Below are 25,524 nucleotides of genomic sequence, written 5' to 3' on the forward strand. Positions count from 1 at the left end.
GGTCGAGAAATTCAGCCGCCCGGCGGACGGTCAAGTGTCGGCTTGCCAACCGCGCCGGCGCGGCGTAGGGGCCGGTCGAGGAAACCGTCATGTCCGTCCAACCTCCCGCACCGCAAGGGGCGTCCGCTCCGCCCGCGCAAGGCGCCTTCGCGCCGGCCGATTACGGTCTTTATGCGCTCACGGTGATGGCCTGGTCGTTCTCCTGGTACGCGCTGTCGCTGCAGCCGGGCGTGGTCGCCAATGAAGTGTCGCTCGTCTACCGGTTCGTCATCGCCAGCGCGATCATGATCGCCTGGGCCGTGCTCAGCGGCCGGCGCATGCGTTTTTCGCTGGTCGAACATGCGCGCTTCGCCGCCATGGGGGTGTGCATCTTCTCGACCAACTTCCTGCTCTTCTATTACGGCTCGGCCTATCTGGTCAGCGGGCTCCTGTCGGTCGTCTTTTCGCTCGCCTCGCTGACCAATGTGTTCCTCGCGGCGCTCGTCTGGCGCGACCTGCCGAGCCGCCGCACGGTGCTTGCCGGCGCCATCGGCTTTGCCGGCATCGCGCTGATGTTCTGGCCAAAGATCACCGAAGGCGGCTTTGACGATCAGGTCGCAACCGGATTGGCTCTTTGCATCGCCGGCACGCTGTGCTTTTCCGCCGGATCGCTGATCTCGGCGCAACTGTCCCGGCGCCGCGCCGAAATCCCGATGGTTTCGGCCAATGCGTGGGGCATGGTCTATGGCGCGCTGTGGTGCGCGTTTCTGGCGCTGGTTCTGGGCAAGCCGTTCAACTGGGACCCGCGGTTCGACTATCTGTGGTCGCTCATCTTCCTGGCCGTCGTCTCGACGGTCGTCGCCTTTGCCGCCTATCTGACGCTGGTCGGCCGCATCGGCTCGGGGCGCGCCGGCTATGCGACGGTCGTCTTCCCGATCTTCGCGCTGCTCATTTCCACCGCGCTCGAAGGTTATCAGTGGACGCTGACCGCCATAGCGGGCCTGGCGCTGGTGATCGCCGGCAATGTGCTGGTGATGCGCGGGCGCTGATGCGTCAGCGGTGCTTGATCATGCCGCGCAGATACTGGTCGAAAATGTCGTCGATGCCCTTCTGATAGGTATCCTGCGTCTGCCGGCCGGTCTCGAACATCTGTCCGAACAATTCCTCATAGGCGTTGCCGCGCGGTTTCGGCTCCGGCTCCGGTTCGGATTGCCCGCCACCCATCATCTCGGTGAAGAGCTTGCCCCAGGGATTGTCGGCCATCGGATTGGCGGCCGGCTTTCCGCCGCCGTCCGATCCGCCGCCGAACATCTGGTTGAGCGCCTGCCCGAACGGATTGTCCATCGGGTTCTGCGCCGGCCGGGTCGGTTGGCGGCCGGCCTGCATCAACTGCTCCATCATCTCGGCCATGAAGTTGCCGCCGGGCGCCGACGCCTGGCTGACCTGTCCGGTCGACTGCTTGAACATTCCGCCCATCAGCGTCGAGGCGATCACCGGCAGCATTTGCTTGAAGATCTCCTGGCCGATGCCGGTCGCTTGCTCGGCCTGCGCGGCGACGGCCCGGCTGACCTCCTTGGAGCCGAACAGATGGCCCAGAATGCCGTTGCCTTCGGCCACGCCCTGCGGCTGAAACGCCCGCCCCATATCCTCGAAATATTGCGCGTGCTGGCCTGTCGACAGCGCCTGCATGAAATTCGCCACGCCCATCGGGTCGGCCGCGTTGCGCTTCAGTCCCGCCGAAAAGGCCGGCATCAGCGCCTCGATGGCTGACTGTGTCTGCTCTTCGCTCAGTCCGAACCGGGCTGCCATGGCCCGCATCGCCTCGCCGTTCTGGGCCTGCGTCAGCGTGTCGAAAAGGGTCATCATGCGTGCGCCTCCATCGCCGTGATCGGCGCAAACCTAGCACAGGCGTCGGCGGGCGCCATCACGACGATGGTGCCGTGTGCGGCGTCCGCTCAGCCGACGGGCCGGGCGATCACGGCCAGGCAATCGCCCATCGCGATCAATCCGGGGAAATGCCGGCCGGCCAGCAGTCCGGACGAAAGGGCAGCGATCTCGGCCGGTGCGACGCCGGTGCGGTCGGCAGGCCAGATGCGGGCGATGAGTTCGCCCTCTTGAACCATGACGCCCAGATCCCGGCACGGTTCCAGGATGCCCGCGCCCGGCGACAAGTGGAAGCAGCCCTCATGGTCCATCGACAAAAGCCGGCTCGGCGCAGGCTCGATTGAGCCATCGACGATGCCGGCATGGATCAAAAGGTTGCGCACGCCGCGCCGGGCAATGCCGACACTCGCCGCCGTTGCCGTGCCGCCGCCGCCAAGCTCGGTCGTCACGAACACTTTGCCGGCCTGCTCGGCCACCGTGTCGAACATGCCGGCCGGGTCCAGTTCGCGCATGATCATCGCATGGGGCGCGCCGAACGCCTCCATGGCCGCGCGCGCCGCCTCGGTCTGAGACGGGTCGCCGGTCTCGTGGATCGCTGCGAACGGAATGAAGTCGAGCGTCTTGCCGCCCGAATGGATGTCGAGGACGATGTCGGCGCGCGGCAGGATTTCGCTTGCCACATAGTGCGCGATCTTCTCGGTCACCGTGCCGTCGGGCGCGCCGGGGAAGACGCGGTTCAGATTGCCGCCGTCGATCGGCGATGTGCGCCGTGCGGCGGCAAAAGCCGGATGGTTCATCGCCGGCAGGATGATCACGCGGCCCGCCATGGCCTCGGGCCGGAGCGTGTTCGCCAGATCCATCAGCGCCAGCGGCCCTTCGTATTCGTCGCCGTGGCTGCCGCCGGTCAGAAGTGCCGTCGGGCCGTCGCCGTTCCGGGCCACGGTGATCGGGATCATCACATGGCCCCATGCGCTGCCGTCATGGCTGTGCGGCAGGCGCAGATGGCCGTGCCGGATGCCGTCCGCGTCAAGAACGATCGATGCCGTGATCGGGCTGGCAGCGCTCATTTGACGACGAGCCCGCGCGGCGTTTGCGTCAGGCATTGCGCGCCCGTTTCGGTGATGACGATCGGCTCGGTGATTTCCAGTCCGCCATCGTCGAGCCAGAGCGCCGGCATGAAATGCAGCGTCATGCCCGGTTGCAGAACGGTCGGGTCGCCGCGCCTGATGCTCATCGTCCGCTCGCCCCAATCGGGCGGGTAGGACAGGCCGATCGAATAGCCGGCACGCGACTCCTTGGAAAAGCCCTGCGCCTCCAGCGTGTCGAAGAACGCGTCCGCCATGTCGCCGCAGGTCCGGCCGGGTTCGGCCGCCGCGATCCCGGCATCGACCGCCAGAAGCACCGCCCGCTCCGCGTCGCGGTAGCGCTGCGGCGGCGTGCCCAGAAACAGCGTCCGCGACTGCGGACAATGATAGCGCCGATAGACGCCGGCGATTTCGAAGAAGGTGGCTTCCCCGGCACGCATCGGCCGGTCGTCCCATGTCAGATGCGGCGCGGTCGCGTCCATGCCCGACGGCGTCAGCGGCATGATCGCCGGATAGTCACCCCAATGCCCGTCCGCGCCCAGCGTGCCGGCCTTCATGATCTCGGCGACCAGCAGATGCTTGGCAAGGCCCGGCTCGGCGATCTCGGCGATCATCCCGTGCATTGTCTGAACGATGCGCGCGGCACGGCGCATGAAGGCGAGTTCCGCCGGGCTCTTGACCGCCCGCCGCCAGTTGACCAGCCCTTCGGCATCGACGAGATCGCAGCCGTCGAGCCGTCCGGCAAGCGTCTGATGGGCCTTGGCGGAATAGTAGTAATTGTCCATTTCGACGCCGATGCGCCCGCGCGCCAGACCGCGCTCCGCAAGTAGGCCGCACAGCGCTTCCATCGGATGATGATCCGGGTTTTGGACGTAATGATCCTCGTATCCGACAATGGCGTCGTCATCCATCCACACCGTCCGGCGCGCGCCGCGTGCGTCCATCGCCCGGCCCCACCAGACGGGATCGCCATCGCCGGGCACGATCACGGCCTGATGGGTGTAGAAGGACCAGCCATCATACCCTGTCAGCCACGCCATGTTGGACGGGTCGCTGACCAGAAGCGTGTCCAGCCCCGCCGCCTCCATCGCCGAGCGGGTCCGCGCCAGCCGCGCGCCATACTCGGCGCGGTCGAAGGGCAGGGCGGTGCCGGCGCTGTCGTCGGAAGCGGACGATGTCATGACGCCAGTGTCGGCCGTACAAGCCGGGTCCGGCAAGTCTCCAGCCCGACAGCCGATGTCGGCGCGGCGACAAACCGCTTCACGCGGCCCGTTCCGGCGATTATAGGGAGGAAAACAACAACCCAGGTGATTGATGTCGAAAGACACCCGCGCCGAGCGCCCTGCAAGAAACCGAAAAAAGCCCATCACGCCGCCCCCGCCGGCCTACATCGACAATCTGCGCGGCGTTGCGGACTGGTCGGAGGCCGGGCCCTGGCTCGCCGCCCGCTCGATCGAGGACATCGAGTGCATCACGCCCGACCTTGCCGGCGTGCCGCGCGGCAAGATGATGCCCTCGTCCAAATTCACCTCGAACACGGCGCTGGCGCTGCCCTCGGCCCTGTTCCGGCAGACGATCTCGGGCGAATATCCCGAGGAGACCGGCGAGTTCCGCTATGATCCGCGTGACGGCGATCTGAAGCTGATGCCGGACCTCGCCACCCTTTCCGTCGTGCCTTGGGAAAGCGATCCGACCGCGCAGGTGGTCTGTGATCTGGTCGATCAGCGCACCGGCGAACCCTCCTGGATCACACCGCGTCAGGTGCTCAAGCGCGTCGTCGATGCCTATGCCGAAAAGGGCTGGAAGCCGGTCGTGGCGCCGGAGATCGAATTCTATCTGGTCGCCAAGAACACCGACCCGGACTATCCGCTGCAGCCGCCGACGGGCCGCTCCGGCCGGCCGATCGCCGGCGGGCAGAGCTATTCGATTGCCGGCATCAACGAGTTCGACGAACTGATCGACGACATCTATCATTTCTGCGAGGCGCAGGGGCTGGAGATCGACACGCTGATCCACGAGGAAGGCCCGAGCCAGCTCGAGATCAATCTGCGCCATGGCGATCCGCTCGCGCTCGCCGACCAGGTGTTCCTGTTCAAGCGCACGATCCGCGAAGCCGCGCTCAAGGCGGACATGTATGCCACCTTTATGGCCAAGCCGATTCAGGGCGCGCCGGGCAATGCGATGCACATCCACCAGTCGGTGATCGACGCCAAGACCGGCAAGAACATCTTCACCGCCGAAGACGGCAGCGAGTCGCCCCTGTTCCGGTCCTTTGTCGGCGGCATGCAGCACTATATGCCCAAGGCGCTGGTGATGATCGCGCCCTACGTGAACTCCTACCGGCGGCTGACCCAGTCGATCGCCGCTCCGGTCAACACGGCATGGGGCTATGACAACCGGACGACGGCGTTCCGCATTCCCGCCTCCGACGCCGAGGCGCGTCGCGTCGAAAACCGGCTGCCCTCGTCCGACGCCAACCCCTATCTGGCGCTCGCCGCCTCGCTGGCCTGCGGCTATCTGGGCATGGTCTATGGCCTGGTGCCGACCGACCCGACCGCCGAGACGGCCAATGAGGGCGAGATCGACCTGCCGCGCGGTCTGCTCGAAGCGGTCTCGCTGTTCGAGGAGGAGCACGCTTTCGACGGGGTTCTGGGCCGCGAGTTCATGGCCAATTATGCCGGCGTCAAACGAGGCGAGTTCGAGACCTTCATGCAGGTGATCAGCCCGTGGGAGCGTGAATACCTGCTGCTGAATGTGTAAGCTGTGACTGACGCAATCGATTATCGCAGCCCGATCTCTCCGGGCCTGTCCTGGTACGAGGCCACGGTCGGCGACCGGCCGGACTATCCGGCGCTCGACGGCGACGTTACGGCGGACATCTGCATCGTCGGCGGCGGCTTCACCGGCCTGTCCGCGGCGGCCGAAGCCGCCCGCCTGGGCGCATCGGTGGTGCTGCTCGACGCGGCGCGGTGCGGCGACGGCGCTTCGGGCCGCAATGGCGGGCAGTTGAACACCGGCCAGCGTTCGTCGGCGGACGAGCAGGAGAAAGAACTCGGTTTCGAGCGCGCCAAGGCGCTTTTCGACATCGCCGAGGAAGCCAAGCGGCACATGCTCGCTTTCGCCGAAGAAAACGGCATCGACATCGACTACACGCAGGGCCATGTCTCGGTCGCCCACAAGCCGCGCTATGTGGACGATTATCGCGCCTATGCCGACACGATGGCCGAGCGTTTCGGCTATCCGCATCTGCGGTTCCTCGACCGTGAGGAGACGGCGGAGATCGTCGGATCGGAGCGCTATTTCGGCGGCGTCTATGACGGCGGCACCGGCCACATCCATCCGCTCAAGCTGGTGGTGGGCACCGCTCGGGTGGCCGCCGCGCGCGGTGCGCGCCTGCATGAAAACACAAAGGTCATCGGGCTGGCATCGGCGTCGGGCAAGGTGCGTGTGATCACCGGCGAGGGAACGGTCACCGCAGACCGCGTGCTGCTCGCGGTCAATGCCCATGGCGATTCAAGGCTTGAACGGACGATGGCGAGCCATGTCATGCCGATCAGTTCCTTCATCGGCGCGACGGTGCCGCTCGAAGGCGGGGTCGCCGAGACCATCCTGCCCGGTCGCGAGAGCGTCGACGACAGCCGGTTCGTCGTGCGCTATTTCCGGCGGCTCGGGGATGGCCGGCTTCTGTTCGGCGGGCGCGAAGCCTATGGCGGCGAGACGCCGGCCGATATCGAAGCGGGCGTGCGTCGGCAGATGGTCGAGGTCTATCCGGCTCTCAAAGACATCGAGATCACCCACGCCTGGGGCGGTTCGGTCGGCATCACCCTGCCGCGTCAGCCGTTCGTGCGCGAGGTCATGCCCGGCGTCACCGCCATGGGCGGCTATTCCGGCCACGGCGTCATGCTGTCCAATTTCACCGGCAAGATGTGGGCCGAGGCCGTTGCCGGCAACCGCGACCGGTTGAGCCTGTTCAGGGAGCTGAATGTGCCGCCTTTTCCGGGCGGTCGGCGTTTCCGCAAGCCGCTGCTGACTCTGGCCCTGACCTGGTACGCGATGCTGGACCGGCTTTAGGGCTCATCGGTTCAGTAGGCATACTCCAGAAAAGCCGGCTCCACCGATCCGCCCCAGACCGAGTGATATTTGGTCACCATCTGCTCCGCCGCGGTCGTGCCGCGCGCGGCGATTTCTTCGAGCGGCGCCAGAAAATGCGCTTCGTCGAACCCGTCCTGATTGAACTTGGCGCGCGATTTCAGCCCGGCCCGGGCGATCTCAAGCACCTCATAGGCGATCTCGCGGACCGACTGGTTGTGGATGCGGGCGTGCAGGCCTTCCACCGGGACCGCATCGCGCAGCGCCACCACATCGTCGTGGCTCCATGACTGCGTAAGCGTGTCGGCGGCGTCCAGCGCCGTCTCGTCATAAAGAAGACCGACCCACAAAGCCGGCAGGGCGCAGATGCGCCGCCACGGCCCGCCATCGGCGCCGCGCATCTCGATGAAACGCTTCAGGCGCACCTCGGGAAAGACCGTCGACAGATGGTTGGTCCAGTCGCCCTTGTTGGGACGCGGATCGGGAATCTCGCCTTCAAGCGCGCCATCCATGAACTGCCGGAAGGTGACGTGGGTGCAGTCGATGTAGCGGCCCTCGCGCAGCACGAAATACATCGGCACGTCGAGCGCCCACTGCACATAATCCATGAAGCCGAAATCGTCGGCGAAGACGAAGGGCAGAACGCCGCTGCGGTCCGGATCGACGTCGCGCCAGATGTCGGCGCGCCAGGAGACCATGCCGTTCGGCCGGCCCTCGGTAAAGGGCGAATTGGCGAACAGCGCCGTGGCGATCGGCTGCAGCCGGTAGGCGACCTGCATCTTCTTGCGCATGTCGGCTTCGCAGCAGAAGTCCAGATTGACCTGGATGGTCGATGTCCGGTGCATCATGTCGAGGCCTTGATCGCCCTTCTTCGGCATGTAGGCCCGCATGATGTCGTAGCGCGACTTTGGCATTTTCGGCGTGTCGTCCAGCGACCATTTCGGGCTCGCGCCAAGGCCGAGGAACTTGATGCCGAGCGGATCGGCGATCAGCCGCAACTGGGCGAGATGGGCGTTCGATTCGCGGCACGTCTGGTGGATCGTTTCCAGCGGCGCGCCCGACAGTTCGAACTGGCCGCCGGGCTCCAGCGAGATCGCGCCGCCCGTGCCGGTCGGCTCGTAAAGGCCGATAATGTTGCCGTCATCGATGATCGGCTGCCAGCCGAGCTTGTCCTGCATGCCTTCGAGCAGTTTGGCGATGCCACGCTCGCCGCCATAGGGCACCGGCGCATTGTTGGCCGCATAGAAAGGGAACTTTTCGTGCTCGGTTCCGATCCGCCAGTCTTCGGCCGGCTTGCATCCCGCCTCCAGATCGGCCGCCAGCTCCTCGACGGTCTCGATCGGTCTTTCGTCGGTCGTGTCGCGCGCCATGTCTTCCGTTCCGATCACGTTGGCTTGCCTGAATGACGCATGCCGGCGGTTGCGGCAAGGCCCTTGTCTTGCCATTGTTGCCTTGGGGGAAAGGCCGCGATGGCTGCATCCCGTTTTGCGCCCTGTTTTTGTATTTTCAAGATTGAGGATGACATGAAAAGATTTGCTCTTTGCGTGCTCGCCGGCCTGTTGCTGCCGGTTACCGCCGCGTCGGCCCAGAAACTGGTCGATGCCACCGATCCCGAAGCGATCATCAATCTCATGCGGGGCTTCGGCAGCGCTGTGCTGGAAGAGGACGATGCCGGCGATCCGATGATCGTCGCGCGGATCGACGGAACCCGCTTTCTGGTCCTGTTCTATGGCTGCCAGGACGGGGCCGACTGCAAGTCGATCCAGTTCCGCGCCGCATGGGAAACGTCGGGCAATGTCTCGCTGGGCAAGATCGGCAGCTGGAACGCCGACAAGCGGTTCGGCAAGGCCTATCTGGACGACGTCAAGGATCCGGTCGTCGAGATGGATGTGAACCTGTTCGGCGGCGTTTCCACGCGCAATCTCGAAGATACGATCGACTGGTGGCAACTCGTTCTGGCCGACTTCAAGCTCAACGTGCTCGAAGAGTAGGCCGTCACTGTCACCAGTCGCCGGCGGCGGCCTGAAGCACGGCAAGCGCCGCAACCGCCGCCGTGTCGGCGCGCAATATGCGCGGCCCGAGCGGTATGGCCGCCACGAAGGCCAGCGCCCGCAACCGCGCCCGCTCGGCATCCGAAAACCCGCCTTCCGGCCCGATCAGAAGGCCGAGCGGCCGCCCGCGCAGCGGCGCAAGCCTTTCGAGCGGATTGTCGGTCTCGTGATCCTCGTCGCAGAAGACCAGCGACCGGGCCTGGTCCCAGCCGTCGACGAACGCGTCGAACCGGATCGGCTCGCGGCAGTCCGGCAGCGCCAGAACGCCGCACTGCTCCGCCGCTTCCAGCGCATTGGACCGCACCTTGGCCATGTTCAGGCGCGGCTGCTGCGTGTGCTGGGTGATCACCGGCTGCAACACGCCCGCCCCCATCTCCACCGCCTTCTGGACCATATAGTCGAGCCGGCCGGTCTTCAGCGGCGCGAACGCGTAGACGAGATCGGGCGTGGCCGGCTGCGGCCGCTCCAATGCCGTTGCCCGGAGCGTTGCGGCGCGCTTGCCTTTCGGTTCGAGCGCCGCCCGCCATTCGCCGTCGCGTCCGTTGAAGACGAGCAGTTCCGCGCCGTCCTTCATCCGCAGCACGTTCAGAAGATAGTTGGCCTGCCCCCGGTCTGTCTCGATGGTCGCGCCGGCGGAAAGCGGGGCATCGATGAAAAGCCGCTGCAATTTGTAGTTGGCACGCATGGCGCTGCGTTGCACCGTGCCGGGCCACGCGTCAAGCGCCCGCGCTCGCATCGATCTGCGGGCGGTATCCTGCGGCGAGCGCGGCCATTGTGGACGGCGGTGTCAGCATGGTCAGGTTTTCGGGCCATTGATCCATCCGACGGTACCCCTCCGGAGACCAGCGCCATGGGCGCCTGGCCGCTACCAGCAGCGCATCGGTGCCGCTCGCCAGCATCGCGCCGTCAGGCAGCCGGTCGGCAGCGGCCGGCATCGGATGAAGCCGCTTGGCGCCCCCGTCAAGCCGCTCGGCATGCAGGATGCGGTCCATCTCCACAGCTTTCGGAGCTCTCATGCCGGCGCCGTGCGCGAAAGCCGCGCGGAACGCCTCGGCATCGGCGCGCCGGCATTCGAAGCAGGGCCGGTGCCCGGCTGCCAGCGCCGTCGCCTCGTCGAGAAAGAACAATTCGGTGTAGCTGCCCTTGCCCATCACCGGCCGCCGCCGCCCTTTGAAATCGCAAAGGCATATCAGCCAGGCCTTGAGCGTCCAGCGGCGCACCGGATGCAGCGTTTTGGTGTCGGCATTGTGGATAATGCCGCGATTTCCCATGAAGGCTCCGCGCGCCTTTGTTGCAATTATGACACCGAACGGCGTCACACGGTTTTGAAGTGTCACAATTGCTGCACTGCCTAACATTTGGGCTGGCACTTGGCGGCCGGGCAGGCTAGCCCGCATCCGCGCGGCCCGGCGAATGTGACGATCGTCACTCTGCCGAAGGCAATTCTGGTCCATTGTGGTCGCGCGGACAATGGCGGCTCGGAACCCCTGACAACGATAAGCGTTCAGGCAATACCGGCTGCACCGATGATGGGGAGATCATGACCGTGCGCGCTACGTTTTTGTCGCTTGCCACATTGTTCGGCATTACGCTGTGGGGCATGGCCGTCTACTCCGAAACCTCGCTGGCAGGAGGCGCCGCCGCCGACGGTTACGGCGTTTCGGCCATCGCCGGCCAGACCCGCTAACGCCCCGGCTGGGCATGGCCGCTGCCGAGACTTTCCGCCATCTTTTCACCGTGCCGCCGACAGGCTAACACTCTGCGACCTCAAGCGGAGTGAATGCATGTTCGGACCTGTCACCGAAATCAAGGACCTGCAACGGCGCGCCAGGTTCCGCGTGCCGAAGATGTTCTATGATTATGCCGATTCCGGCGCCTGGACCGAATCCACATATCGCGACAATGAGGACGCGTTCGGCCGCATCAAGATCCGCCAGCGCGTCGCCCGCAATATAGACGAGCGCTCCGTGAAGACGCAGATGATCGGACGCGACGTGGCGATGCCGGTGGCGCTGGCGCCCGTCGGCCTGACCGGCATGCAGCACCCCGACGGCGAGATCGCCGCGGCCCGCGCTGCCGAAAAGTTCGGCATTCCGTTCACCCTGTCGACGATGAGCATCTGTTCCATCGAAGCCGTGGCCGAGGCGACAACCGCGCCCTTCTGGTTCCAGCTCTATGTGATGCGCGACCGCGGCTTCATCGAAGACCTGATCGCCCGCGCCAAGGCGGCCGGTTGCGAGGCGCTTGTGCTGACACTCGACCTGCAGGTGCTCGGCCAGCGCCACAAGGACATCAAGAACGGCCTGTCGGCGCCGCCCAAGCCGACGCTGAAATCGATCGCCGACCTGGCGCTGCGCCCGCAATGGTGCCTGGGCATGCTGGGCACCAAGAACCGCACCTTCGGCAACATTGTCGGCCATGCCCCCGGCGTGACCAACATGAACTCGCTGTCCGAATGGACCCATGCCCAGTTCGACCCGACGCTCGACTGGGACGCCATCGAGTGGATCAAGTCGAAATGGGACGGCAAGCTCATCCTCAAGGGCATCAACGATGTCGAAGACGCGGAGATCGCCGCCAAGGTCGGTGCCGACGCGCTGATCGTCTCCAACCATGGCGGCCGGCAGCTTGATGGCGCCGCGGCCTCGATCGACGTGCTCGCGCCGATCGTCGATGCGGTGGGCGACCGGATCGAGATCCACATGGACAGCGGCATCCGCTCGGGACAGGACGTCTTCAAGGCGATCGCGCTGGGTGCCAAATCGACCTACATCGGCCGCGCCTACATTTACGGGCTCGGCGCGCTCGGCGAGGCGGGTGTCACCAAGGCGCTGGAGATCATCCACAAGGAGCTGGATGTGACGATGGGGCTGGCAGGCGAGACGGACATCAACCGCGTCGGCCGGCACAATCTGCTGCAGCCGTCCCGTCCCTGGCCGCACAACATGTAGGCCGGAATGAAGGCCGGAAACCGGCTCCGGACCGACGGCGCGTTCAGCCAGCCTTGCGCTGTTGGCGCCTCAGCCGTGAAACGGTCTGCCAGGCCTTGGCCTTTTCGGCGTCCTTCTTGCACTGCTGCACGAAGTCCATATGCGCTTCGGCGGCCGCCCGTGCGCCGGCGGGATCGTCGTCCATGATCGCCTTGTAGACCGCCAGATGCTGATCCAGAAGCCGGTCCCGCGCGCCCGGATAGCCGTAGACGAGGCTGCGCGAGAAGAACGAACCGTTAGACAGGAGCCGGTAGCACGAGCGCAGCGTGTGCATCAAAATGACATTGTGCGCCGCTTCGCTGACCGCCTGATGGAACTCGACGTCGAGCGCGGCTTCCTCGGCCACATCCTCTTTCTGGTGGGCAGCCTTCATGCGCTCGATGATCGATGTCAGGAGCGCCTTGTCGTCGTCCGTGGCGCGGCGCGCGGCGAAATCGGCGGCGATACCCTCCACCTCGCGGCGATATTCCAGATAGTCGTCGGTCGCCTTGGGATGGTCGGCGATCAGTTCCAGCATGGTCTTGGAAAAGACATCGCCGATCACGTCGGCGATGAAGGTGCCGCCGCCGTGCCGCGTGCACAAAAGGCCGCGCTCCTCGAGCTGCTTGAGCGCCTCGCGCACGATCGGGCGCGAAATGTTGAACTGCTGGGCCAGATCGCGTTCGCCCGGCAGCTTGTCGCCGACCCGCAGCACCCCTTCCAGGACGAGCGCCTCGATCTGCGCACCCACCTCGTCGGCGGTTCGCGCATGATTGACCCGCGAAAAAAGCGCTGCACTCATGATCGCCGATGCTCCTCCGACCGCAATCTAGCCAGCCGTGCCGCGACTGGTCAATTTGATTGTCCAATTCCGGCCATTTGCCGGCACCCAAGGGCGTCCCGATTGCTTTCCTTGCGCCCGATCGAGCCCTATAGATGATGGTGAAGCGGCGAACGCGGCCCGGCAAGCCATGCCGGGCCGTCAACGGTACGCGGCGCGCGACGAGGAGAGATCAGTGACGACCACCGACAGCGAAAAGGTCTCCCCGCCGGCAGGCAAGCCAAACAAGGGCACGGATGCCGGAAAGACGGACGCCGACCGGCTGCCGGCGCGGCCCGGACACGCGCAGCGCGCCGGCGCGTTCGGATTTCCCGTCCATCCCCAGCGTTCGGCGGCCACCGGTGAGGTGCACGCGCGCCCGGCTCCGTCGATCACCGCGCCCCGCGCGCTCCTGAAACTGTGCTTCATCACCGATGGCGGCGCATCGGTCGATCAGGCCGTGCTGGCCGAACTGTCGCGCCAGCACGGCGTCGCGCCGCCGGCGGAAACCGCGCGCCATCACCGCATTCGCACCGGGCCGGGGAGCCTGTGGTGGGAACGCCACACCGAGGCATCGACCTATCTGTGGGAGGGCCCGCTGCCCGAAGCCGCCGGCGAAACGTTGACCGGTCATCCGTTCGGCGATGCGTTTCCCGCGCCGGGTTCGCTGATCGCCGGCGTGCGTATCGACATCCGCCCGCATGGCGACGGGTATGAGAAGTGGCTCCAGGCGTTCGACCGGCAGACCCTGTGCCTGTCCCAGACCGAGGGCGGCCGCGCCATCGTGGCGACCGATTTCCGGCAGGATCAGGACGGGCTGACCCGGATCCTGATCCTCGACAAGGGCATGACCCCGCAGCGCACCGGATCGCTGGCGCAGCGGCTGTTCGACATCGAGATCTACCGAACGATGGCCATGCTCGGCCTGCCCGTCGCCCAGAGTCTGTCTCCGCGCATGCGCAAGGCCGAGGACCGGCTCGCCGAACTGACCCACCGCATGCGCGAGATCGAGCCGGGCGGCGCCGAGGTGCTGCTCGACGAGATCATAGGGCTGGCGGGCCAGCTCGAGGCGGACGCCGCCTCCAGCCTTTACCGGTTCGGCGCCAGCCGTGCCTATGACGAGATTGTCAGCGACCGGCTGTCGGCGCTTGACGAGGATTCGGTCCCCGGCTACGACACGTGGCGTTCGTTCCTCGAACGACGGCTGGCGCCGGCCATGCGCACGTGCCGCGCCGTCGAGGAGCGCCAGGCCAACCTGTCGCGCAAGCTGGCGCGCGCGGCGAACCTGTTGCGCACCCGCATCGATGTGGAGGTCGAGAAGCAGAACCGCGATCTTCTGGAATCGATGGACCGGCGCGCCAAGCTGCAACTGCGCCTGCAACAGACGGTCGAGGGTCTGTCGGTCGCGGCCGTCTCCTATTACATCGTGGGCCTGTTCGCCTATGCGATCAAAGGCGTCCCGGGCCGGTTGCCCGGCTTGAGCACCGACGCGCTGACCGCGCTGTTCGTGCCGGTGACGATCCTTTCCATCTGGTGGATCGTGCGGCGCATACGCCAGCGTCATCTGGGACGCGACAAGACGGCGGACTGACCGCGGACGAGGCGATTATTCGCCTGCCGGAGCACCGTCCCCGTGCCCGTTGGCGCCATTGCCCCGATAGCCGCTCGGCGGACCCTTCGGGTTGCCGGGCCGCTGCGGCGCATCGTCCGGCGCGGCCCTGTTGTCGCGGCCATGTCCGGCTTGGGCGCCGCGTTCCCAATAGGGCACCGAGCCAAACAGATCGGCGAAATGATCGATGAAAAGGCGGACCTTGACCGGCAGGAACTGGCGCGACGGATAGATCGCATAGATGCCCACATTGGTTGCGCTCTCATGGTCCGGCAGCAATTGCACCAGCCGGCCGGCGGCCAGCTCGTCGCCGACATCCCAGGTCGAGCGCAGCGCCACTCCGAGGCCTGCCAGCACCGCCTCGCGGATCACTTCGGACGAGTTGGTTTGCAGATTGCCCTGCGGCCTGAAGCTCGCATCGCCGTCCGGACCCTCGAACCGCCAGATGTCCGATGCCTGGTGTGTCAGGCAATTATGGTCGGCCAGGTCGGCCAGGGTCTCGGGACGTCCATGCTCGGCCAGATAGTCCGGCGTCGCGCACAGAACCCGGCGCACCGGCGCCAGTTTGCGCGCCACAAGACTCGAATCGGCCAGCTCGGCGATGCGGATGGCCACGTCGAACCCTTCGCCGACGATATCCACCAGATCGTCGGACAGGAGCATGTTCACCGACAGGTCCGCATTGGCTTTCATGAAGGGGGCAAGATGCGGCGCGATATGCATGCGGCCGAACGAGGTCGGCGCGCTGACTTTCAACGTGCCCCGCGCATGGGCCGACCGCCGCGAGACGAACGCCTCGGCCTCTTCGACCCCGGCAAGTATGGCGACAACCCGTTCGTAAAAACCCTGTCCGGCCTCGGTCAGCGCGATCTGCCGCGTCGTGCGCTGCAACAGCCGCGTGCCCAGACGGTCTTCGAGCCGGCGCAGGCGTTTTGAAACGACGGCCGGCGACAGGCCCAGTTCCCGCCCGGCGGCGGACATGCTGCCGGCCGCCACGACCCGGGCGAAAATCTCCAAATCTCCAAAATTGCTCATGCCCACTCGGATGCCATTGTTGCCGGCCGCGGCGCGAGACAAGCCGCCGCCGGCCGTCGGTTGAGGTCGTCCAAGTCGGGGAAATGGGGCGCCTCCGGCGAAAGTCCAGCAAAAGTAGAAATCGCGGTTGCAGATTCGCGCATTGCAACGTCACGGGATAAGTGGTAAATAATCTTTACCAGTGAAAGCCGAGGAGCGGAGCCGCCGTGCTGTGGCCATTGTCGGCCACGACCCATAAGATGGCATCGCCCTTGTCGGCGGGAGGAGAACACCGTGCAGGAAATCGCGTTTCTGGAGCCCGATCCGGCCATCATGGCCCGCCGCGAGGAGATCGCCGCCGGCCTTGCCGCGCTCGTATCGGGCGAAGGCCTCGTCACCGATCCGCGCGAACTGGTGCCGTTCGAGACCGATGCCTTTACCGCCTACAGGCGCGTGCCGCTCGCGGTCGTTCTGCCCGCGACCACCGGGGAGGTGGCTGCGGTGCTGAGATATTGCGCCGAACAGGGCGTGCCGGTGGTGCCCCGCGGCGCCGGAACCTCGCTCGCCGGCGGCGCGATCCCGCAGGAGGATGCCGTCGTCATCGGCGTCAGCCGGATGAGCCGCATTCTCGAGGTCGATTATGACAACCGCACCGCCACGGTGCAGGCGGGAGCGACGAACCTGTCGATCTCCGACCGCGTGGCGGCGGACGGCTTCTTCTATGCCCCCGATCCGTCCTCGCAGCTTGCATGCACGATCGCCGGCAACATCGCGATGAATTCCGGCGGCGCCCATTGCCTCAAATATGGCGTGACGACCAACAATCTGCTCGGCGCCAGGCTTGTCCTGATGGACGGAACGATCATCGAACTGGGCGGCAAGGCGCTAGACGCGCCCGGGCTCGATCTGCTTGGCCTCCTGTGCGGTTCGGAGGGCCAGATCGGCATCATCACGGAGGCGACAGTCCGGCTTCTGGCCAGACCCGAAGGCGCGCGCCCGGTCCTGTTCGGGTTCGATTCCTCGGAAGTCGCCGGCGCCTGCGTTTCGGAAATCATCGGCTCGGGCATCATACCGGTCGCCATCGAATTCATGGACAAGCCGGCCATCGAGATCTGCGAGGCCTTCGCCAAGGCCGGCTATCCTCTCGACGTCGAGGCGCTGCTGATCATCGAAGTGGAGGGATCGGACGCCGAGATGGACGCGATGCTGGCGCGGATCATCGCCATCGCCAAGAAGCACGGCGTCAAGTCGGTCAAGGAAAGCCAGTCGGCAACCCAGGCCGCGCAGATCTGGAAGGGCCGCAAATCCGCCTTCGGCGCGACCGGCCGCATCGCCGACTATATCTGCATGGATGGTACCGTTCCGCTCGGACAGCTCTCCCACGTGCTGCGCGAGACCTACACCATCATCGAGCGCTACGGCCTGCGCGTCGCCAATGTGTTCCACGCCGGCGACGGCAACATGCACCCGCTGATCCTCTACAATGTCAACGATCCGGACGAGGCGCAAAAGGCCGAGGCGGCCGGCGCCGACATCTTGAAACTGTGCGTCGATGCGGGCGGCTGCCTGACTGGCGAACACGGCGTCGGCGTCGAAAAGCGCGACCTGATGCTGCACCAGTTCACCGAGACGGACCTGAACCAGCAGATGGCGGTCCGGGCCGCCTTCGATCCGGATTGGAGGCTCAACCCCTCCAAGGTCTTCCCGCTCGATCTCGACATGCGCAAGGCATCATGACGATGGCCGCGCCAGAAACGTTGACGCCGGCCAGCGAGGCCGAAGCCTGCGCCATGGTGGCCGAGGCAAGAGCTGCCGGCCGGACGCTCGCCATTTCCGGTGCCGGTTCCAAGAACGCCATCGGCCGGCCGGTCACCGCCGATGCCGCCATCGTGACGACCAGCCTGTCGGGCGTCGTCGAATACAATCCCGAAGAGCTTGTGATCGTCGCGCGGGCCGGCACCCCGGTCGCCGAGATCGAGACGGCCCTGGCGGCCAACCATCAGGCCCTGATGTTCGAACCCTCCGACTGGAGCCGGCTTCTGGGCTCCGATGCGGGCCAGACGATCGGCGGCATTGCGGCGACCAACATGTCCGGCCCCCGGCGCATCACCGCCGGCGCCGCGCGCGACTCGCTGCTGGGCGTGCGCTTTGTCAACGGCAGGGGCGAAGCGATCAAGAATGGCGGCCGGGTGATGAAGAACGTCACCGGGCTCGATCTGGTCAAGCTGATGGCCGGCTCCTGGGGCACGCTGGGCCTGATCACCGAAACCGCCTTCAAGGTGCTGCCGCGCGCCGAGACCGAGACGACGCTGGTGATCGACGGTGCCGACGGCGCCGAGGCCGCGCGCCTGATGGCCGCCGCCATGGGCACCAGCGCCGAGGTCTCCGGTGCGGCGCACCTGCCGGCCGCGTTGAGCGGTGCAGTCCTCGGCGCCGGCCATGAAAACCGCGCATCGACGCTACTCCGCCTTGAAGGGTTCGCCGATTCGGTCGCCGAACGCATCGACCGCCTCAAGCCGCAACTGGACACGCGCCAAACCATTGCGGAACTGGATGGCGGCGCCTCCCGCAAGGCCTGGATCGCGATCCGCGATGTGCACCCGTTCGCCGATGGAAGCGACACCCCCGTCTGGCGCATCTCGGTGCCGCCGATGGTCGGCCACACCGTCGCCGGCCAAATTCTCGGCGCCGCCGCCGGCCAGGCCTTTTTCGACTGGCAGGGCGGGCTTGTCTGGCTGCGGTTCGACGGCGGAGATGCCCGGGCGGACCTGGTACGCGGTGCCGTCGCCACCCACGCCGGCGGCCATGCGCTTCTGGTCCGTGCCGCCGAAGGCGTCCGTGCCCGGACGCCGGTTTTCCACCCCGAACCGGCGCCGGTTGCCGCGCTGAGCGAGCGGATTCGCGCTTCAATTGATCCCGATGGCGTGTTCAACTCTGGCCGCCGCGCGTTCAATTCCGGACGCGATGCGGCCTGACGCCATCGTTCAAGGGAAGTTCCATCATGAGCAATCCGTCCAATCCGCCCGAACCGGGCAGCAATCAGCCGATCTCCACCGAAGGCTGGTTCGACGCCGGTCCGCGCAACGCACAACTGATCTACATCCTTTATTTCGCCAGCATCATCACCGGCCTGACCGCACTGGTCGGCGTGGTGATGGCCTATCTCAATCGCGGCAAGGCCGGCGGCTATGTGGAAACCCACTACACCTGGCTGATCCGCACCTTCTGGATCGGCATCCTCTTCTCGCTGATCAGCTTCATCCTCGCCTTTGTCGGCATCGGTTTCCTCTTGATGATCGCGGTCGCCGTCTGGGTGATCATCCGCCTGGTCAAGGGCATCCAGGCGCTGGGCCGGGGTGAGCCGATCTCCGATCCGCTCACCTGGTGGATCTGAAGATTCGAGCCACAGCAACGGACACCTCGCCATGCAGACCAGTTTCACGCCCGAGCAGCTTGACGATCCGCACGTCGCCCATTCGGAGACGATCCTGCGCTCGTGCGTGCATTGCGGCTTCTGCACGGCGACCTGTCCGACCTATGTCACGCTCGGCAACGAGCTCGATTCGCCGCGCGGGCGCATCTATCTGATCAAGGAGATGCTCGAGAACGACCGGCCGGCCGACGCGAAGACGGTTCTGCACATCGACCGGTGCCTGTCGTGCCTCGCCTGCATGACCACCTGCCCGTCGGGCGTGAACTACATGCATCTGGTCGATCACGCCCGCGCGCATATCGAAAAGACCTATGAGCGGCCCTTCATGGATCGTCTGATCCGCACCATTCTGGCGCAGGTCCTGCCCTATCCGGGGCGGTTCAAGGCGTCGCTCTACGCGGCTCGGCTCGGTCGCCCGTTCGCGCCTCTGCTCAAATCGATCGGTCCGCTCAGGCGCTTCGGTGCCATGCTCGATCTGGCGCCGAAGAAGATCGCCAGACCGTCGCCCTATGCCCGACCCGGCGCCCACGCGCCGGCCAGCGAAACGCGCGGCCGCGTGGCGATCCTGACCGGTTGCGCCCAGCCCGTTCTCGATCCGGGCATCAATGAGGCGACGATCAAGCTTCTGACGCGCATCGGCGTGGAAGTCGTGGTCCCCAAGGGCGAGGGCTGCTGCGGCGCGCTGGTCCATCATATGGGCCGCGAGGACAAAGCGCTCGCCGACGCCAGGCGCAACGTCGATGCCTGGATGCGTGAGGTCGACAATGGCGGGCTCGACGCGATCATCATCACCGCCTCGGGCTGCGGCACGACGATCAAGGATTACGGCCACATGCTGCGGCTCGATCCGGCCTATGCCGAAAAGGCGGCCCGGGTCAGCGCGCTGGCGAAAGACATCATCGAGTATCTGGCGGGCATCGACCTGCCCGCCCCGTCGGTCGAACCCGGTTTGACGGTGGCATACCATTCCGCCTGCTCGATGCAGCATGGCCAGAGGATCACCACGCTGCCCAAGACGCTGCTGACCGCAGCCGGTTTCACGGTCAAGGACCCGCCCGAGGGGCATTTGTGCTGCGGCTCGGCGGGCACCTACAACATCATGCAGCCGGAAATCGCCACGCAGTTGAAGGAACGCAAGGTCCGCAACATCGAATCCACCCGGCCGGACGTGATCGCCACCGGCAATATCGGCTGCATCACGCAGATCGCGTCGGGCACCGACATCCCGATCGTCCACACGGTTGCGCTTTTGAACTGGGCCTATGGCGGCGACAGGCCGGCGGGCGTGCCGGAAGCGCGTGCCGGCAAGCGCACCAGTCTTGAAGCGCTGGTCGAGGCGGCCGAATGAAAAAGGCGGCCCTCAGGCCGCCCTCACTGCGCCATGTCGGTTGGGGCTCAGAACCCGTAGCGTACACCCAGCATGACCTGGTGCTGCTTGACCGGGACGTTGGTCACCGTGCCATCGACCGCCGTCAGGCTGATGTCGTTGACCTGGAAGTAACGGTAGCCCGCTTCCAGCGTGACCCGCTCGTCGACCTCATAGCCCACGCCGCCGCCGATCTGCCATGCAAGACCGGAATCCTTGTCGTTCATCGCTGTGACATTGCCCGGACCCAAGGGGCCCACCGGCGCTGCGAGGCCGACGCCATGGTTCTTGAAGTTGACCTCTGCAAGGCCGATGCCGCCTGAGATGAACGGCTTGAACCCGTTGCCGAAATCATAGTCGACCGCCGCGTTGACCATGCCGTAGACGATTTCTGTCGTGCCGAACGCGGCACCGCCATCGAGCGTCGTCGCGATGGCGACCAGGGTGTGGCTCTTGATCTCCGCCGAGATCAGGCCACCCTCGATTTCGCCGCGCAGGGCGACATTGCTGCCCCAGTCGAATTCGTAACCGACGGCGAGCGCGCCGCCAAAGCCCAAGCGGTCATAATCGTTGACGATGTTGGTCGGGACGACGGTCAGATTGAAATTGGTATCCGGCGTGAAGGCGCCGGCGATGCGCGCGGCGACATAGGCGCCGCTGAAGTCGCCGGCCATCGGCGCCTCGACAATGTCGAGATCGGCCGCCTGGGCCAGCGGGGCAACCAATACGGCGCTCATGCCGAACGAAAGCAGAAGGGTACGCATGGATCTGGTCCTGAACGAGCGGAGCCGGCGGACACGACCATACGCGCCGCCTTCCGGATGCGCGCATGGTTAACGAGCGGGGTTAATTCGGCGTTAAGTCGTCAACCTTGGCGTGCAGCCATGCGCCGCCACGGGACGATTGGCACGCCGATCGCAGGCGTTGGTGGCATGAAAGCCGGCGACCGCGCGGTCAGAAATGGACGGAAACCCCGGCGACAAAGGCGTTCAGGATGATGTTGGTTTCCAGCTTCGCGCCTTCGGTCAGCGTCACATTGTTCATCGCATAGTTGAACTGATATTCGCCGAACACCGACAGCCAGTCATTGATGTAATAGTTGGCGCCCACCTGCGCCTGCAGCGCGGCGCCGCCGACCTGGTAGTTGAAGGTGGTGCCCTCAGGGCGCGTCACTTCCACATGCGGGATGGAAAGGCCGGCACCGACACCGACATAGGGCTCGAACCCGTTCCAGCGGTCGAAGCGCCGCATCGCGCTGACCGTCAGGATGTTGATCCCGTCGGAGAACTCGAACCGTGTCCAGTTGTCGGTCTTGGGGAAGGTCGCCGCGTCCGCATAGACCTTGGCATGGGTGAAGTCGACCGACACGCCCCATTTCGGCATGTCGAGCCGCTCAAGCCAGTACGTGCCGCGCAGGCCCCAATAGGGCGGCATCTCGAAGGACCGGCCGTCCCAGCCCGCCGTGAAACTTTCCGCGCCGATGCCGGTGACGGTCACAAGGCTGTGTGGCGCGGTCTGCCAGCCGCCATAGGCCGAAAACTGGAACTCGGCGGATGCGACGGCGGTGGACGACGCAAGGACTGCGGCGGCGATCAGGGATGTGCGTATCATGATGGTCTCTTCAATCCGTGACCATCCAATACTGGATGCGGGGCGTCGAGCCAATCAAATTCCGACCCGGTGTGACATCAAGTTCCCCGATGCGCCTGCGCCGGGGCACTTGAAGAGCGTCACCGCACGATCACATTGGCACCGACGCTGACGCGCGCATAAAGGTCCTTGACGTCCTCGTTGCGCATGCGGATGCAGCCCGAAGACACCGCCTGTCCGATTGTCCAGGGCTGGTTGGTGCCGTGAATGCGGTAGAGCGTCGAACCGAGATAGAGCGCCCGCGCGCCAAGCGGGTTCTGCGGTCCGCCTTCCATGAAGGTGGGAAGGTGCCGGCCCTTGCGCGCCTCGCGGGCGATCATCTCTGCGGGCGGGCGCCAGCTCGGCCATTCGGCCTTGCGGGTGATGCGCTCCGAACCGCGCCATTCGAACCCCTGTTTGCCGACGCCGACGCCATAGCGCTTGGCGGTGCCGTCGCCATTGACCAGATAGAGGAACCGGTCGGTCGTCTCGATGATGATCGTGCCGGCCGGCTCGCTGCCATGATAGGCCACCGTCTGCGGCAGGTAGATCGGATCGATGCCGCGCACCTGCGGCTGCGGCGGCTGCGCCAATGCGGCCTGCTGCTGCTGGCGGCGCGGCTGATAGACGCGGCGCTCGCCGGCCTGGCGGCGGGTGACGACGCGCGGCGCCGACGCGCGAACGCCCTGCGCGCGGGGGTTCTGCAACTGCATCACCCATGGCTGGCTCAGATCCGGGCTGAGCACGATCGGCGGCGGCGTCGCATAGCGGTCGTTGGCCTGGGCCGGTCCGGCGATGAAAAGGGCGAACGCCGCGGCCAGTGCCGCCGCGCCGTGTCTGAGGTTTGTCATCGGTCGTACTCACTACTGTTTGGCCGATGGTTCCGGACATCGCTGTCAGGAACCTTCGCCCCGGACCATGACTCCGCGCGCCAATCAAAATATGAATCGGGCTTCATAAAATGCGCCGTTCGCCGGAAACCGATTGGCAAGGTTAGCGGCGCGTTGTCGGCGGTGGTGAATGGCGGCTTAAGGGACACGGTTAATGACGGACGATCCATTGCCCGAGGGGCTTGTGCGCGGCGAGGACGGCAAGGTCCGCTGTTGGTGGCATGGCGGTAAGCCCGACTACATGGCCTATCACGACACCGAATGGGGCATGCCCGTCGGCGACGATCTCCGCCTTTTCGAAAAGATCTGTCTGGAAGGCTTCCAGTCGGGCCTTTCCTGGCTGACGATCCTCAGAAAGCGCGACAATTTCCGCGCCGGGTTTGCCGGTTTCGATTTCGACACAGTGGCCGGGTTCGGCGACGCGGACATCGAGCGCCTTCTGGCCGATGCGGGGATCGTTCGCCATCGGGGCAAGATCGTCTCGACCATCAACAATGCGAAACGTGCGCGCGAAATGCGCGACGAGTTCGGCTCGCTCGCCGCCTTTTTCTGGGCGCGAGAGCCCGGCGCGGACGAGCGGCCTGCCATTGCCGATTATGCCGCGCTCACCGCCATGGCCAAGACGCCGACATCGACCGCGATATCCAAGGAACTGAAAAAGCGCGGTTGGTCCTTTGTCGGGCCGACGACCGTCTACGCCTTCATGCAGGCGATGGGGCTGGTCAACGATCATTTGGAAGGCTGCCATTGCCGCCCGGCGGTCGAGGCGGCCCGCGCCGCGTTCGTCCGGCCATGAGCGGGCGGGCGCGAACGCTGATCCTTCAGGCCGCAGCCGAGACCGACGCCGTCGGCGAGTTGGCCGAGAGCGTCAAATGGGGTGAGGCAAGCTTCACGCCGGCAAGGCCGCGCATCGGCAGTTCGGTGCGCATCCAGGAGCGGCCGAACGGCGACGAGGCGCTGATGTTCATCTGCCATACCGGGCTGGTCGATGAATTCCGCGACCTTTACGGCGACACGCTCGCCTTCGAGGGCAATCGCGCCATCGTGCTGCCCGCCGGCGAACCGGTCGACGAGGCCGCGATCCGGCACTGCATCGCGCTGGCGCTGACCTGGCACCGGCGCAAACGCGCCGCCCGGCGGATTGGGCAGCATTAACCACACAATCATGCCGCACCTTGTTTCTTTGTGCTGTCAGGGGATTCATGTTTTATTAACCGCGTAGGGACCGCAAACCATCACGGGAGTGTTCCGATGAAACTCAGGCAAATCGCAATCGCGGCGGCCATGGCCGTGGCCGCGGGGCTGGCCCTGACGCCCTCGGCCGACGCCATGCCGGCGCCGAAGCTGACCGCCGACGCGCTGGCGGCCGGATCGTCCGGCATCGTCCATGTCGGCGGGCGCGGCCACGTCAGCGTCGGCATCCGCTGGAGCGGCGGCCACGTCTACTACAACGGCTATCGCGGCTATCACCGCCAGCGGCACGGCTATCGCCGCCATCATGGCTACTGGTTCCCGCACCGCGCCTTCGTGGTCGTCGTGCCGCGCTACCGCTACATTCCGGTGCAGCCCTATCATCCGCCGCGTGCCGTGCATCCGCGCATCATCCGGCTGAGCCACGCGCACAAGCAATGGTGCGAGCATCGCTACCGGTCCTACAGGCTGCGCGACAACACGTTCCAGCCCTATCACGGGCCGCGCCGGCCCTGCGTGTCGCCCTATTACTGATCCGACCGGATGACGGCGGACGGTGCCGGCGCGCGCTTGCCGCGCGCGACGATGGCGACGGCAACGCCGCCCAGAATGACGGTCGAGGCGAGGGCGAAGCGCAGCGTCAGTGGTTCGCCTAGGAACGCGATGCCGCCGAGCGCGGCGATCACCGGCACGGTGAGCTGCACGATGCCGGCCTGCGTCGCGGTCAGCGATCCGAGCACGCGATACCACAGCGCATAGCCGAGACCGGACGCGAGCGCCCCTGACGCCACCGCCATGAGGACGCCGAACGGGCTTGCCGCAAGGCCGGCCAGTCCAATGAGGGCGAGCCCGACGCCGAGCGGCGCCGCGAGCACGAAGGCCCCCGCCGTGCCGGCCAGCGGATCGCCGACACCGCGTCCGCGCAGCGAATAGATGCCCCAGGCAATGCCCGCACCGGCCATCAGCGCCGCGCCGAGCGGATCGGGCGCGGCCAGCCCCGGCGAGACCAGCCAGACGAAAGCGGCAAAGGCGGCGATCAGGCCGAGCCATTCGAGCGGCAAGGGCCTGTCGCCCCGCGCCACCGCCCAACCGATCATCGTCGCCTGCACGCAGGCAAAAAGGATCAGCGCGCCGATGCCGGTTTCAAGCGCGACATAGGCGTAGGAAAAGCCGGCCGCATAGCCGAACAGCGCCAGTGCCGACGCGACGGAGCCGGCTGACCGCATGCGGCCGCGCCCGCGCGCGCCAAGGCCGACCAGCACAACCAGCATCAGCGCGCCGGCGAGGATGCGGATCAGCGTGTAGCTGGCCGGGTCCATCGCGCCATCGCCCAGCGCCAGCCGCGCGAAGACCGAGTTGGCGGCAAAGGCGGTCATGGTCAGGGCGGTGAGAAGAAAAAGGCGCATCGGGTTCCGTTAGCACAGATGGCGCGCCGCGCCCGTCATTTTGCCGGCACCGGCGCGTGAACGCCGCCTCGCCTTGCGGCGCGTTTGCGTGTCGTCTAGGAGACGCGCG

Annotated in this window: 26 protein-coding genes; 14 read left to right on the forward strand and 12 right to left on the reverse strand. The window is 66.0% G+C overall.

What is annotated here, in order from left to right:
* Positions 1-89: 89 nt before the first annotated feature.
* Positions 90-1,028 carry a DMT family transporter gene (locus tag ACOQOU_RS11655; protein WP_306026110.1) on the forward strand — a complete coding sequence of 313 codons (939 nt, stop codon included), beginning with the start codon at positions 90-92 and terminating at the stop codon, positions 1,026-1,028.
* A 4-nt stretch (positions 1,029-1,032) separates the two neighbouring features.
* Here the strand turns inward: ACOQOU_RS11655 and ACOQOU_RS11660 are convergent, their stop codons facing one another.
* From ACOQOU_RS11660 to ACOQOU_RS11670, 3 genes are all read right to left on the reverse strand, one after another.
* Positions 1,033-1,845 (reverse strand): DUF937 domain-containing protein, encoded by an 813-nt coding sequence (locus ACOQOU_RS11660; RefSeq protein WP_109767798.1) that lies wholly within the window; start codon positions 1,843-1,845, stop codon positions 1,033-1,035.
* Positions 1,846-1,934: 89 nt separating this feature from the next.
* Positions 1,935-2,930: a N(2)-acetyl-L-2,4-diaminobutanoate deacetylase DoeB gene (gene doeB, locus ACOQOU_RS11665; protein ID WP_306026111.1), complete on the reverse strand. Its 996-nt coding sequence runs from the start codon at positions 2,928-2,930 to the stop codon at positions 1,935-1,937.
* Positions 2,927-4,129: a M24 family metallopeptidase gene (locus ACOQOU_RS11670; RefSeq protein ID WP_306026112.1), complete on the reverse strand. Its 1,203-nt coding sequence runs from the start codon at positions 4,127-4,129 to the stop codon at positions 2,927-2,929. Before ACOQOU_RS11670 ends, doeB begins: the two co-directional genes overlap by 4 nt.
* A gap of 133 nt (positions 4,130-4,262) precedes the next feature.
* Here ACOQOU_RS11670 and ACOQOU_RS11675 point away from each other — a divergent pair, with 133 nt between their 5' ends.
* Together ACOQOU_RS11675 and ACOQOU_RS11680 are read left to right on the forward strand one after the other, a co-directional pair.
* Positions 4,263-5,708, forward strand: coding sequence for a glutamine synthetase family protein (locus ACOQOU_RS11675; protein ID WP_109767801.1), 1,446 nt, complete (start codon positions 4,263-4,265; stop codon positions 5,706-5,708).
* Between the two features lie 15 nt (positions 5,709-5,723).
* Positions 5,724-7,019: an NAD(P)/FAD-dependent oxidoreductase gene (locus ACOQOU_RS11680; RefSeq protein WP_306026164.1), complete on the forward strand. Its 1,296-nt coding sequence runs from the start codon at positions 5,724-5,726 to the stop codon at positions 7,017-7,019.
* A gap of 11 nt (positions 7,020-7,030) precedes the next feature.
* Here ACOQOU_RS11680 and ACOQOU_RS11685 read toward each other — a convergent pair whose 3' ends face one another.
* A complete protein-coding gene (locus tag ACOQOU_RS11685; RefSeq protein WP_306026165.1) occupies positions 7,031-8,407 on the reverse strand; it encodes a glutamate--cysteine ligase in 1,377 nt (458 codons plus the stop codon).
* 153 nt (positions 8,408-8,560) lie between these two features.
* Between ACOQOU_RS11685 and ACOQOU_RS11690 the strand changes: the two genes are divergently transcribed.
* A complete protein-coding gene (locus ACOQOU_RS11690) occupies positions 8,561-9,028 on the forward strand; it encodes a YbjN domain-containing protein (protein WP_306026113.1) in 468 nt (155 codons plus the stop codon).
* Between the two features lie 10 nt (positions 9,029-9,038).
* Here ACOQOU_RS11690 and ACOQOU_RS11695 read toward each other — a convergent pair whose 3' ends face one another.
* Positions 9,039-9,773, reverse strand: coding sequence for a 16S rRNA (uracil(1498)-N(3))-methyltransferase (locus ACOQOU_RS11695; protein WP_306026114.1), 735 nt, complete (start codon positions 9,771-9,773; stop codon positions 9,039-9,041).
* 31 nt (positions 9,774-9,804) lie between these two features.
* Positions 9,805-10,359: a hypothetical protein gene (locus ACOQOU_RS11700; RefSeq protein WP_346433277.1), complete on the reverse strand. Its 555-nt coding sequence runs from the start codon at positions 10,357-10,359 to the stop codon at positions 9,805-9,807.
* Positions 10,360-10,628: 269 nt separating this feature from the next.
* Between ACOQOU_RS11700 and ACOQOU_RS11705 the strand changes: the two genes are divergently transcribed.
* Together ACOQOU_RS11705 and ACOQOU_RS11710 are read left to right on the forward strand one after the other, a co-directional pair.
* The gene (locus ACOQOU_RS11705) at positions 10,629-10,775 is read left to right on the forward strand and encodes a hypothetical protein (RefSeq protein ID WP_306026116.1); all 147 of its coding nucleotides are present in this window, start codon (positions 10,629-10,631) and stop codon (positions 10,773-10,775) included.
* 97 nt (positions 10,776-10,872) lie between these two features.
* The gene (locus ACOQOU_RS11710; RefSeq protein ID WP_306026117.1) at positions 10,873-12,039 is read left to right on the forward strand and encodes an alpha-hydroxy acid oxidase; all 1,167 of its coding nucleotides are present in this window, start codon (positions 10,873-10,875) and stop codon (positions 12,037-12,039) included.
* A 43-nt stretch (positions 12,040-12,082) separates the two neighbouring features.
* Here ACOQOU_RS11710 and ACOQOU_RS11715 read toward each other — a convergent pair whose 3' ends face one another.
* Positions 12,083-12,859 carry a FadR/GntR family transcriptional regulator gene (locus ACOQOU_RS11715; RefSeq protein WP_109767806.1) on the reverse strand — a complete coding sequence of 259 codons (777 nt, stop codon included), beginning with the start codon at positions 12,857-12,859 and terminating at the stop codon, positions 12,083-12,085.
* Between the two features lie 301 nt (positions 12,860-13,160).
* Between ACOQOU_RS11715 and ACOQOU_RS11720 the strand changes: the two genes are divergently transcribed.
* Positions 13,161-14,468, forward strand: coding sequence for a DUF3422 family protein (locus tag ACOQOU_RS11720; RefSeq protein ID WP_245412819.1), 1,308 nt, complete (start codon positions 13,161-13,163; stop codon positions 14,466-14,468).
* Positions 14,469-14,483: 15 nt separating this feature from the next.
* Here ACOQOU_RS11720 and ACOQOU_RS11725 read toward each other — a convergent pair whose 3' ends face one another.
* Positions 14,484-15,521, reverse strand: a complete 1,038-nt coding sequence (locus ACOQOU_RS11725) for a LysR family transcriptional regulator (protein ID WP_109767859.1) — start codon at positions 15,519-15,521, stop codon at positions 14,484-14,486.
* 312 nt (positions 15,522-15,833) lie between these two features.
* Between ACOQOU_RS11725 and ACOQOU_RS11730 the strand changes: the two genes are divergently transcribed.
* Genes ACOQOU_RS11730 through glcF form a run of 4 tightly spaced genes read left to right on the forward strand, consistent with a single transcriptional unit; the run spans position 15,834 to position 20,281 of the window.
* Positions 15,834-17,237, forward strand: a complete 1,404-nt coding sequence (locus ACOQOU_RS11730; protein WP_306026166.1) for an FAD-binding oxidoreductase — start codon at positions 15,834-15,836, stop codon at positions 17,235-17,237.
* Between the two features lie 2 nt (positions 17,238-17,239).
* Entirely contained in the window at positions 17,240-18,475 is a 1,236-nt protein-coding gene (locus ACOQOU_RS11735) for an FAD-binding protein (RefSeq protein ID WP_306026118.1), read from the forward strand.
* A gap of 26 nt (positions 18,476-18,501) precedes the next feature.
* Positions 18,502-18,894 carry a DUF4870 family protein gene (locus tag ACOQOU_RS11740; protein WP_306026119.1) on the forward strand — a complete coding sequence of 131 codons (393 nt, stop codon included), beginning with the start codon at positions 18,502-18,504 and terminating at the stop codon, positions 18,892-18,894.
* A gap of 31 nt (positions 18,895-18,925) precedes the next feature.
* A complete protein-coding gene (glcF, locus tag ACOQOU_RS11745; protein ID WP_306026120.1) occupies positions 18,926-20,281 on the forward strand; it encodes a glycolate oxidase subunit GlcF in 1,356 nt (451 codons plus the stop codon).
* 47 nt (positions 20,282-20,328) lie between these two features.
* Here glcF and ACOQOU_RS11750 read toward each other — a convergent pair whose 3' ends face one another.
* The 3 genes from ACOQOU_RS11750 to ACOQOU_RS11760 form a co-directional block, all read right to left on the reverse strand.
* Positions 20,329-21,063, reverse strand: a complete 735-nt coding sequence (locus tag ACOQOU_RS11750; protein WP_109767810.1) for an outer membrane protein — start codon at positions 21,061-21,063, stop codon at positions 20,329-20,331.
* A gap of 190 nt (positions 21,064-21,253) precedes the next feature.
* Positions 21,254-21,910, reverse strand: coding sequence for an outer membrane protein (locus ACOQOU_RS11755; protein WP_306026121.1), 657 nt, complete (start codon positions 21,908-21,910; stop codon positions 21,254-21,256).
* Positions 21,911-22,029: 119 nt separating this feature from the next.
* A complete protein-coding gene (locus ACOQOU_RS11760) occupies positions 22,030-22,779 on the reverse strand; it encodes a L,D-transpeptidase (RefSeq protein WP_306026122.1) in 750 nt (249 codons plus the stop codon).
* 193 nt (positions 22,780-22,972) lie between these two features.
* On the opposite strand from ACOQOU_RS11760, the gene ACOQOU_RS11765 reads away from it, so the two are divergent.
* From ACOQOU_RS11765 to ACOQOU_RS11775, 3 genes are all read left to right on the forward strand, one after another.
* Positions 22,973-23,614: a DNA-3-methyladenine glycosylase I gene (locus ACOQOU_RS11765; protein WP_306026123.1), complete on the forward strand. Its 642-nt coding sequence runs from the start codon at positions 22,973-22,975 to the stop codon at positions 23,612-23,614.
* A complete protein-coding gene (locus tag ACOQOU_RS11770) occupies positions 23,611-23,973 on the forward strand; it encodes a DUF1801 domain-containing protein (protein WP_306026124.1) in 363 nt (120 codons plus the stop codon). The genes ACOQOU_RS11765 and ACOQOU_RS11770 overlap by 4 nt, the downstream gene beginning before the upstream one ends.
* 96 nt (positions 23,974-24,069) lie before the next feature.
* Positions 24,070-24,543, forward strand: coding sequence for a BA14K family protein (locus ACOQOU_RS11775; protein WP_306026125.1), 474 nt, complete (start codon positions 24,070-24,072; stop codon positions 24,541-24,543).
* Here the strand turns inward: ACOQOU_RS11775 and ACOQOU_RS11780 are convergent.
* Positions 24,537-25,415, reverse strand: a complete 879-nt coding sequence (locus ACOQOU_RS11780) for a DMT family transporter (RefSeq protein ID WP_306026126.1) — start codon at positions 25,413-25,415, stop codon at positions 24,537-24,539. The genes ACOQOU_RS11775 and ACOQOU_RS11780 overlap by 7 nt on opposite strands.
* Positions 25,416-25,524: the final 109 nt, after the last annotated feature.

The organism is Oceaniradius stylonematis (genome assembly GCF_965223445.1).
GTDB classification, from domain to species: Bacteria; Pseudomonadota; Alphaproteobacteria; order Rhizobiales; family Rhizobiaceae; genus Roseitalea; species Roseitalea stylonematis.